The sequence below is a fragment of the Streptomyces sp. NPDC043746 genome, assembly GCF_056436485.1.
Window position 1 is genome coordinate 13,393 of record NZ_JBWKCM010000053.1, and the last position, 9,592, is coordinate 22,984.

Below are 9,592 nucleotides of genomic sequence, written 5' to 3' on the forward strand. Positions count from 1 at the left end.
CGGAGGCATGAGCGGGAGAGGGGAGAGAGGCCGGGGCTGGCGGCCCACAGACGCAGGGGGGGCGGCTGGAGCATCGACTAACCGATGCACCAGCCGCCCCTCCTGTTACGTCAGGCCGCCTCGAACGCCCGCCGGATCAGCGGCGCCGCCTTCTCCAAGTCGGCTGCCGAGACGACGCGGGCCTCCAGGTCGCCGGTCCCAAGGTGTCCGATACCGCGCATGTCCCGGGTGAAGCCCGCCTCCAACTCGACCGTGTCCGGGTCGAGTCTGAGGTACACCAGGATCGCCTCGTGCTTCGGACGGAAGATCACCGACGCCACGTTCACCAACCGCCGGTAGGCGATGTAGTGCCGCAGGGACGCCACCTCCACCTCGCCCCATGCCGTGAGCGCCTCGTCCAGTTCCGCGTACAGGTGCCGCAGGCACTCCGGTACCGCTCCTCCACCCGCAGGCGGAGAGACCGCCGAAGCCGTCGGCACGCTGTCCGCCACGGGTGCCCGCTCCCGGCCCCGGCGAGACGAGGCAGCGCTCGGGAAGCCGGTCGCGGAGTCCACGAGCAGCAGCCCCAGCAGGCCACCGTCGAAGATCCGGTAGCGCACCAGGTCGATCCGCTCGGGCAACCGCTGCACCGCCACCCGGTCGTGGTGCGAGAAGCCCGCCGCGATGCAGATCATCCGCGGACGACGCCAGTCGACGGACTCGGCGGCCTCCGCCCCCAGCACCTTCCGCACAAGCGCCTCGAACTCGTGGTGCGCCGACTCCAGCCAGGACAGGTAGGAGACCGCCTGGGACATCACCCCGCTGTCCGAGCCCTTCTTGAACTCGATCACCACCGGGCTGCCGTTCTCATCGAGCCCCAGGGTGTCGATCCGCCCCCGGTGCCAGGGGCCAGTCGGATACTCCGATGCCAGGAAACGGACGCCCAGCATCTGCTCCAGGCCGGCCTCGACCCGCCGCTGCAGCTCCACCTCCAGCGCCACCGTCGAGCCGGCCAGCTCGACATCCCGTCCGTCCGCGTCCTGCCGGAACATCATCAGCTCGGCCACCAGCGCCCCCTCCCGCGATCTCTGCAAGGGAGCCAATCGACCGAACGCCCTGGATATTTCCTCGGTTGCCGCAGCGACTCCTAGTCCATCATTGCCGTCATGGACCTTGCTGGAATCGCGGCCATCCTTGCCCTCGCGGGAATACCGGTGAGTGTGCTTCTGGGGGCGATGGCAGATGCGTACAGCCCTGGCTCAAGCGAGAGAGAGCCACCGCACCGCTTTGGAGGTCGCGGAGGCGAGCCACCGGAGCGCGTTGGAGCTGGCCCGCCGTGGGTTTGAGGCTGAACGTGATCGGTGGCTGCTGGAAGCCCGACGCGCCGAGTACCGGTATTTCCAGAGCGCGTTGGGGCAACTTCGACGAGTCCTGGCCACGCAAGCCACGACCGAAGAGGAACTACGAGCGGCTTACGAGGACGTCCATGACAGCAGTCACCGCGTCGCGGAGGTCGGGCCGGACGAGGTCCACAACATCGTCGACGTCATTCGCCGCCAGTGCTACACGATTCCGACCTCATGGCCAGCGTCGGTAGCGCAGCGGATGGATCTGTGGACCGAGACCGTCGCACCTCTTCGTGTCCAACTCGATGTGGCCATACGCGCCTCCGTGGGCAACCCGACGCCGCCGGTCCAGCGCGGCACCTTGCACCTACCCCGTCCTTGACATGGGCGCGGTGGTTGCTGTAGTCGGAGAAGTACAGAGCACCGGTGCTGTCCACCGCCAGGTCGTACGGCCCCTTCAGCTGGGCGGAAACGGCCGATTCGTTCTCTCCCTTGAACCCGGCGGCCCCCGTCCCCGCGACCGTGCTGATCCAAGGTGCAGACTCCTCGCTGTCGGTGGGCTCCGTCTGTGGAGTGGTCACTTTCGTCCCTTCACCGTTTGCCAGCTGCCCACTACAGCCGGTTGTTCATTGATCTCAGCAGGTCGCAGAGGTCGCCGGTCAGGAAAGTCACTGATGGGTGCTTTTACGCTTTCCGTTGACGCGGCACTGCCCGGATCGGCGCGGCGAGCCGTGCGGCAGGCCACCTGCGGCGGACAATTGCCCAGCGCCTGAGACCGTGGATCTGGATGAGAGACGAAATCCCGACGGACCGAACGGCGTGCCGCCCATGTGCCCGAGCATGCCCGCAAGCTGATCGCGAGGGGCGCCTGACGGTTGAGGAATCGTCGCAGCGCGTCTTTCCTGCCCGTGCGTACGCCGATGCCGGTCTTACTTTCCCGGTGGGTTCGAACTAGCCATTCGTAGGATCGGGGGGATCCACGGGCTCCGGGTATGGCTCATGGCTCGTGGCAGTCGGTATAGCTCAGGCAACTTGGCCGCGGAGCCACGACAACTCGACCACCAATTGGGAATCGCGACTCGATCGCTTTTGTAAGACAACGTCGGCGAGGTCGTCTGCGGGACCAGATGTGACGACGAGCTGACGGAGGGAATCGTGCCCGAGATCTGGGCCGGACTGGAAGTACCTATTGCAACCCTGAGCTGCACATTTGTCTAGCGCAGGATGCGAAACGGTGCTTGCCGCCGACGTCTGGTGCGGGACGTCGATGACGGCTTCGTCGGCGGTGGGCAGGTGGTGCTCAGGGCCGTGGTTCTAGCCATGGCAGGGCCGAGGCAATGGTGCTGGGCTTGGGAACGATCAGTCCCGTTGGGCTTCGCGGGATGCCGTTCTGGTCCCGGTGACCGGAGGGGGCGCGGGCTTGTTGATCAACAGCTAGTACTTCCCGCCCCCGGTCCGGGGGCGCTATGTGGTCGCGGAGCGGCCATGGTCTGGAGCTGTTGATGATGAAGCGTTCCCTCACCCGGGGCGCTGCCCTCGCCGCCGCGCTGCTCGCGCTCGGTGGTGTCGCCACCGGCGAAGCTCGGCAAGCGTTGTGGACGCATGGCTGGGATTGATTGTTACGGTCCACTCGAAGGGGTGATAGGCGCGCCGGTTATCGGTCATACCGGCATGTATTCGTCCTGCTCACGTCGACGCTGGGGGAATCTGAGTGCGTCGAGTCCCGTGGCAGACGGGTGCTCGACCCTTCCGAAAGGTGCAGCATGACCGACTTTCAGACTCTTGTGAATGAGCACCTGGTAGCCGCTGAGGACATCCGGCACGTGATCCTTCTGGATGCCTCAGGCAAGGGTGTTTGGCACCAGAGCAGCAAGGAGTGGGGGATCGAGTCTGACGAGGGTGTGGCCTTCAAGGCTCTGTTCGACGACCCGGAGGCGGCTCTGAGCGCGGGGGCCACGGTCGATGGCGTGTGGTACGGGCTCACCTATGCGGACGGCCGGCGGCTCCAGGGCAAGAAGGGAGCCACCGGTCTCGTGGCGGAGAAGACGCGAACGGTCATCGTCATGGGGTACTACGACGCAGAGCAGAATGGGCGCACCGCGGCGAACGTGGTGAATCGGTTCGCCGACTACCTGCGCTCCGAGAACCGGTGATCCGCTGAGGGGCACGCGTCCCGTCGCGCCGCGAAGCCCCGGGCACCAACGTGGTGGTTCCCGGGGCTTCGTTCGTGCGGGGGCGGTTGTGATGCGGGTCGGTCAGCGGTTGAGGACTTCTTCGATCTTGGCGGTCACGTGCTGGGCCTGGAGGTCGCGGCCCTTCTCGTTGGGGTGGGCGTACCACGGCAGCGGCTGGCCCATGAGGTCGAGCTTGGAGGTCTCCAGCAGGCCGCCGATGCCCCGGTTGGTGCCGTCGCAGGCTGTGTTGTTCCCGGTGCGGTCGTAGAGGTTCACGAAGTCGGCGCCGTCGTCCGCGGCGGCCTTCTTCATGACGTCGTCCAGGCGCTTCTGCACCTGGTCCAGGACGGGCAGGGCGTCCTGGGGGATGTCGGCAAACGGCAGTTCCGTCTGGCCGGGGGCCGCGGCCAGGCACTTGGTGATGTCCTGGGGCACGAGCCGGGGGTAGCCGACCAGGACCCGCTCGGCGTCCGGTGCGAACCAGCTCTGACGCTGGAGCGTCTGCTCCAGGTCCTCTTCGACCTGCTGGAACTGGTTGTCCAGCCATTCCTCTCCGTTGTCCGACCCGAAGAAGTCCCGGCACTCGCCCGCCGGCTCGTCCGCATCCACCGCCTCACCGGGCAGCAGAGGGTGCTCCCGGAGCTTGGCCGAGCACTGCTTGAGGACGCTGGTGAAGCCCAGCGTGTTGCCGCCCATGCCGCCCACGACCAGCTTGGTGTCCTCCTTGAGCGCAGCCTGCTGCGCCGGGACCTTCCCGGCGCCGAAGAGCAGCTCCTGATCCACCCAGAAGTGGTGGACCAGTGCGGCCCCGCACGAGACGTCCCCCTGGACATCGAGCGTGATGCCCCTGTCCGCCAGGCGCCGGGTGGCGACGGCGGGGTAGTTCTGGGTGGCCTGGAAACACCAGCCCCGCTCGCCGTCCGGGTCGTTTACGGGAGTGATACCGAAGTTCGCGGTGTAGGAGTCGCCGAAGAAGACCGTCGGCACCGGATCGGCAGGAGCCGCGCCGACGGCCCCCGCCGGGACAGCGAGGGCCAGACAGCTGCCCAACGCAAGGGCCGCGACGGCCAGCCGCCGCGCCCTGGGAGTGGTCGTCGCCTTATGCGTGGCCGGAGACATGGCGGTGCCCTTTCGTCAGGTATACAGGGAGAAGCGAGCAGAATCTAACTCTAAGCATTCATTTGCATACCTAGCGTGGCATCTTGGCAGGCTTTGCCGCGTCCGGGTCATCTCATACGGGACCGGGCTGCCCCGTGCCTCGGGCCTTGACCGGGCGCCACCGAACCGGGGGTTGAAGTTCCCGAGACCGGCGGGCCCCTCGCTCCGGCTGGGTATGCCCATGTTCGGCCGCCGGGTGTCGCCCCTACGAGCTCGTAACACGATCATGGTGAGGCACGGTCTACCGTTACTGGGATGACGTCCCTCACTGTTACTGCTTCTTCGCACTCATCGGCGTCTGCCGCCATCATCTACGCGGCGCTCCTGGACGCAGAATCCTGGCCGTTGTGGTCCCCCTATGCCGACGTCGAGTGGGATGTGCCTGCGGGAGTCGACCGACCGGCACCCGTGGGCGACCTGCGCACCATCCGTTCCTCCGCTGGACGTACGTGCTGCCGCGAGCGCGTCGTCGAGATGGTTCCCGACCAGCGGTTCAGCTACGAACAGTCCGCAGGGCTGTTCACGTCTCATCAAGGGTCTGTGGATCTGGCCCGAGCCCCCCATGGCGGCACCAACATCACCTGGTCAGCGACCTACCGACACACCCTTCCTCTCTTGGACATGCTCAGGAGACGGCGTCTGCAGGTTTGGGTCCACGATCTCGCGTCATACGCCAACTCAATCGTGATTCGTAACTCCTAGAATTGCAGCACAAGTCACGATTCGATCTTCTTGAGACGCCTCCAGCAGATGAGACTGCAGGCGAGGGAGACGAAGGCGTCGTGGAGTTCCGTGCGGCGTTCCCAGCGGACCGCGAGGCGTTTGAACTGGTGGAGCAGGGCGAAGGTCTGCTCCACGACGTAGCGGAGCCTGCCCAGACCCTCGATGTTCGGGGCGCCTCTGCGGGAGATCACTGGCAGGATCCGGCGCTTGCGGAGTTCGCGGCGGTGGGGGGCGGAGTCGTAGCCCTTGTCACCGAGCAGGGCTTCGGGGCGTCGGCGGGGCCGGCCCGGGCGTCCGGCGACGGGCGGGATGCCGTCGACCAGGGCGAGGGTCTGAGTGACGTCGTTGACGTTGGCCGCGGTCGTGATGACCTTCAGCGGGGTGCCGCGTCCGTCGCAGATCAGATGGTGTTTGCTGCCCGTCTTCCGCCGGTCGACCGGCGACGGACCGGTGTCGGCGCCCCCTTTTTCGCGCGGACATGGGAGCCGTCGACGCACGCTCTGGACCAGTCCAGCTCGTCGGCCGCGTTCAGCTCGGCGAGCAGGATCCGGTGCAGCCGGTCGAAGACCCCGGCCTTCTGCCACCGATCCAGCCGCCGCCAGCAGGTCTGGCCCGAGCCGAATCCCAGCTCCATCGGCAGCAGTTGCCAGGCGATGTCGTTGTGCAGCACGTACAGGATGCCCTGCAGGCACTGCCGGTCCGAAACCGGTCGCGGGCCGGGAGCCTTCTTGGGCCAGGGCGGCAGCAGAGGCTCGATCAGCGCCCACAGGTCATCGTCCACGATCCACGGCCGGGTACTCACGTTATCCCGAACGGCCGAATCGTCACACCGGTCACGGCCGACCAGGACCGTTCATCAAGATCGTGTTACGAGCTCTACGGCAAGCGCCGGGCCGTACGTCCGGGCGGCGAACTTCCCACCCCTGCCATTCGGGTGGTTGGCGAGATCAAGATCATCCGCAGGGGTGAACGCGGTGGAAACTGGTGTCGGCGGCAGGGCTAGATGAGGTGCCCGGCTTTCCGCCGGACTGCATTCCGCTTAAGGAGAGGCACGATTCCCATGCTTATGCGTACCAAGCTGGTCCTGGCCGGTCTTGGCGTTGCCACCGTCGGCGCCACCGTCGGCGGGATCGCGGTGGCCGCCGACACCACCAGCACCGTCCAGGCACCCCACGCCCAGGCCGCCGCCTCGGTCGGCCCGAGCGGCGCCATCGTCCAGAAGACCAACACCATCGCCTCGGTCAGCAAGACCGGCACCGGCGCCTACTGCGTCGTGCTCGCCTCAAGCGTCGACGCGGCCAAGGCCGTTCCCGCCGCCACCCTGAGCACCGCCGCCGCCTGGGACAGCGAAGTCCGTGTCTCCCGCAACAGCGGCGCCTGCGCCGCCAACTCGATCCGCGTGACCACCGGCACCAACGGCGCACCGGCAGACCAGCCGTTCTACCTGGTCATCTCCTAACAGCCAGACATAGGCGTGTCCCGTCGCGAGCTCTCGACGGGACACGCACCGGGACCTCACCGCTTCGGGTGTCTCGGGAAGTGCCTCCTGCGCCGATTTCGAGAAGGACACACGGCATCGGAACGTTGCGTCAGCCGAAGTTGCGGTGGCCAGGCACCGGGCAAATCCGCATTCATACAGGTCCGGCTCCTACGGCGGACCAGCTTCCCCACAGGCAGCGCAACCCTGGAGTAGCCCCCGAAATTCCGACACCTGGACGCTGGATGTTTCGTCATCCAGGGGAAGTGATCCAAGGTGGCAAAGCGGAAGAACTATCCCGAAGAGTTCAAGCGGGACGCGGTGGACCTGGTGCACTTCTCGCAGGACCGTTCCCTCACCGACATTCCTCACGGCCTGGGTATCCGTCTGGAGGCCCGGCGCAAGTGGGTCCGCGAGGACCGGACCCGCATCCAGGCGGCGGACGGCGGGGGTGACGTCGGCATGACCCCTGACGCGAAAGAAGAGCTCAAGCGCCTGCGGCGGGAGAACGCCCGGCTGAAGGAGGACAATCCAGTTCAGGTCGTCGACCTCCTCCAGGTTGTCCTCCGTGGCGGGCCCGGACGGACATCCTAGGTGTTCGTGGAGACTTGTCCATGTCCGTGCCTTACGCGGGAGCGCCTCATCTGGCCCTGTCGCCGGTATCGGATTCCAGCTGCGTTCACTCCTGCAGATGATCTTGATTCCGGCGACCACCCGAATCCTCCGGGTCAACGCTGTCCAGGCCCTGTTCTCATATAGCTACGGCAGCTGACGCAATAACCAATCGCGCTCGATCGGATACCCTGCGTAACGGTGGCGAATTGGCGCCCCTTCCGGAGGGAGAATCACATGGCCGACGACAAGCCTGCTGACACCGCTGCCGCTGGCGGCAGTAGTCGACTCAGGACCGCACAGGGCCCTGCGTCAACCAAGGCGCCCTTGCGCGGGCCGCTCGACCCCGGCAAGGGCGAGCCCTCTGCGACAGAGGGTTCGCCGGACGACTTCTACAAGGCGCAGCGCGGCCACGCCGCAGAGGGCGACGACGAGGACAGCAAGTGAGCTGACGCTCTTTCAAGCCCGTACTCGGCCCCGCGTGGATCATCTCCCAGCGGGGCCGAGGCGTGTAGTCCCCCGAGCCCGTTGTGCGACCCCGCCATCCGCCCGACGCTCTTTCCGCGAACCCCAGTGGAGCTCTCAGTCGGTGTGCCAACTGACCATTACTGTTCTCAGCGTCAACCGCTGTACCGGTGTTCCAGGCGCCGCCAATTGCAACAGATGCGAATCCGCGACGGTATGCGAATCGGCCTGAGCGGGGGCGTTAATCGCGCCATGATCCTGCGGAGTTGGGCACCAGCTCCGGGCCGGGGTGGGGGAGAACTCCACCCGGTGCCCCACGCGCCGCCCGGGAGGTGCTGCCGGCGTCGCCCTGTGCAGGTCTGGGGGAACGGCGGGTCCAGACGAGAGACATTGGGGAGCGGCTGCGCCGCACGACCTTCGGGCGACAGGGTGTCGGTGCGGGCCCGTTGTCGAGCCCGGGCTACGGCCGACAGCCGCCGGGACGGACCGCCGCTCCGGCTGCCGAACGGCGGGTGGTGGGTAGCTGCGGTGAGGCTTCCCACCACCCCCGGCGGAGGCTGGTGTGGTTACAGCACTGCGACGGTGAACGTCGTGTCCACGAAGGCGGCGTTACTGGTGGCGTTGCTGTATACCGTGACAGTGCCGTCGGCCGAATTGCACGCCCTGGTCTGGGTTGTGATGGTCCTGACGACGACGATGCCCGTGTTGCTGGTAGCGAGAACTGCCGCCTCGGTCAGGTCGGCGATCTTGGCCTGGTCCGCGATCTTGACGCAGTACTGGCCTGCCTGGGCTCGCCTCACAGACTCAATGTTCTTGCCCGCCATCAGGGTGCCGTTCGGTGCCACCTTTGCGGCGGCTCGGGCGTAAGGGGCGTCCAGGTCGACGGCAGAGGCAGTACCGGCAAGCACTGGTACCGAAATCAGGGCAGTGGCCAGAGCGGTAACGCAAGCACGGCGCGTAGAGCTACGGAACATGGTCTTCCTTCCCGAGGCGTGACCACCTATCCAGTGATCATCACTTTGGGCATGCAAGCAGATACAGAGCGTCATGATCAAATCGTCAGCGGGTCGTCCTGTTGATCTTGGTCTCTGTAGCCACCCGAATGGCCCTGCACCATCCCCTCGTCGGCGACCTCACCCTCGACTACGTCGTCCTCGCCGCCGAAGACGACCCCGAACAGGGCCTCGGCATCTACACCCCCGAACCCGCCTCCCCCTCCGCCGACGCACTCGGCATACTCGCCAGCTGGACCAGCACCACCACGGCCGCGCCCACGCTGGAACAAACCCGCAATCCGCCCAGAGACCTCGTACGTCGCCTCCGCAACCGTCAGTGCGCGGCTTCCGTCACGCCGGGGCTACGGACGCCTGGGGGTTCGCGTCGCGTTGGAGATCGGCTCGATGCTGCTGGGGAGGCTTCCCCGTCCGGCTGCGGGTGCGCGCTCCTTCCCGTGTCAGGCGTCTGGTCATCAGGGTTACGGCTGCCCAGGTGATCAGGGTCTAGGAGTGCTGGATGAGACGTTCGTAGTCCCTTGCGTGCCGACGGGCCTGCATCATCCAGGCGGTTGGGTCGGCCGCGCGGCGAGGTGTCTGCTGAGGCAGGTCCTTTTCCGCGCGGCCTCCCGCCGAACCGGACGTGATGGTTTCCCGATCATCCGG

At 66.6% G+C, this 9,592-nt stretch carries 10 protein-coding genes and 2 pseudogenes; 7 read left to right on the forward strand and 5 right to left on the reverse strand.

Going from position 1 to position 9,592, the window contains the following annotated elements; all coding sequences use genetic code 11:
- Window positions 1-110: 110 nt before the first annotated feature.
- Window positions 111-1,046, reverse strand: a complete 936-nt coding sequence (locus AC0682_RS30810; RefSeq protein WP_478536506.1) for a DUF5655 domain-containing protein — start codon at window positions 1,044-1,046, stop codon at window positions 111-113.
- Between the two features lie 253 nt (window positions 1,047-1,299).
- On the opposite strand from AC0682_RS30810, the gene AC0682_RS30815 reads away from it, so the two are divergent.
- Together AC0682_RS30815 and AC0682_RS30820 are read left to right on the forward strand one after the other, a co-directional pair.
- Window positions 1,300-1,707 (forward strand): hypothetical protein, encoded by a 408-nt coding sequence (locus tag AC0682_RS30815; protein WP_478536494.1) that lies wholly within the window; start codon window positions 1,300-1,302, stop codon window positions 1,705-1,707.
- 1,381 nt (window positions 1,708-3,088) lie between these two features.
- On the forward strand, window positions 3,089-3,478 hold the full coding sequence (locus AC0682_RS30820; protein ID WP_478536496.1) for a profilin: 390 nt from the start codon (window positions 3,089-3,091) through the stop codon (window positions 3,476-3,478).
- Between the two features lie 102 nt (window positions 3,479-3,580).
- Here the strand turns inward: AC0682_RS30820 and AC0682_RS30825 are convergent, their stop codons facing one another.
- Window positions 3,581-4,618, reverse strand: a complete 1,038-nt coding sequence (locus tag AC0682_RS30825; RefSeq protein ID WP_478536497.1) for an SGNH/GDSL hydrolase family protein — start codon at window positions 4,616-4,618, stop codon at window positions 3,581-3,583.
- 294 nt (window positions 4,619-4,912) lie between these two features.
- On the opposite strand from AC0682_RS30825, the gene AC0682_RS30830 reads away from it, so the two are divergent.
- Window positions 4,913-5,359, forward strand: a complete 447-nt coding sequence (locus AC0682_RS30830) for an SRPBCC family protein (RefSeq protein ID WP_478536498.1) — start codon at window positions 4,913-4,915, stop codon at window positions 5,357-5,359.
- 14 nt (window positions 5,360-5,373) lie between these two features.
- On the opposite strand, the gene AC0682_RS30835 is transcribed toward AC0682_RS30830, so the two are convergent.
- Window positions 5,374-6,164 (reverse strand): IS5 family transposase gene (locus tag AC0682_RS30835; protein WP_478536508.1). Its coding sequence is split into 2 segments (ribosomal slippage): window positions 5,374-5,847 and window positions 5,850-6,164, totalling 789 coding nucleotides; the frame shifts between segments, so codons are not numbered across the junction.
- Window positions 6,165-6,440: 276 nt separating this feature from the next.
- On the opposite strand from AC0682_RS30835, the gene AC0682_RS30840 reads away from it, so the two are divergent.
- From AC0682_RS30840 to AC0682_RS30850, 3 genes are all read left to right on the forward strand, one after another.
- Complete coding sequence (locus AC0682_RS30840; RefSeq protein WP_478536500.1) at window positions 6,441-6,839, forward strand: hypothetical protein; 399 nt, start codon at window positions 6,441-6,443, stop codon at window positions 6,837-6,839.
- A 294-nt stretch (window positions 6,840-7,133) separates the two neighbouring features.
- Window positions 7,134-7,451 carry a transposase gene (locus AC0682_RS30845; RefSeq protein WP_478536502.1) on the forward strand — a complete coding sequence of 106 codons (318 nt, stop codon included), beginning with the start codon at window positions 7,134-7,136 and terminating at the stop codon, window positions 7,449-7,451.
- Window positions 7,452-7,706: 255 nt separating this feature from the next.
- The gene (locus AC0682_RS30850; protein ID WP_478536503.1) at window positions 7,707-7,916 is read left to right on the forward strand and encodes a hypothetical protein; all 210 of its coding nucleotides are present in this window, start codon (window positions 7,707-7,709) and stop codon (window positions 7,914-7,916) included.
- Between the two features lie 584 nt (window positions 7,917-8,500).
- Here the strand turns inward: AC0682_RS30850 and AC0682_RS30855 are convergent.
- Complete coding sequence (locus tag AC0682_RS30855) at window positions 8,501-8,983, reverse strand: hypothetical protein (RefSeq protein ID WP_478536505.1); 483 nt, start codon at window positions 8,981-8,983, stop codon at window positions 8,501-8,503.
- 53 nt (window positions 8,984-9,036) lie between these two features.
- On the opposite strand from AC0682_RS30855, the pseudogene AC0682_RS30860 reads away from it, so the two are divergent.
- Window positions 9,037-9,153 (forward strand): annotated as a pseudogene (locus AC0682_RS30860) (MmyB family transcriptional regulator); the annotation flags it as partial.
- Between the two features lie 136 nt (window positions 9,154-9,289).
- Here the strand turns inward: AC0682_RS30860 and AC0682_RS30865 are convergent.
- Window positions 9,290-9,496, reverse strand: a pseudogene (locus tag AC0682_RS30865) (hypothetical protein); the annotation flags it as partial.
- Window positions 9,497-9,592 lie beyond the last annotated feature (96 nt).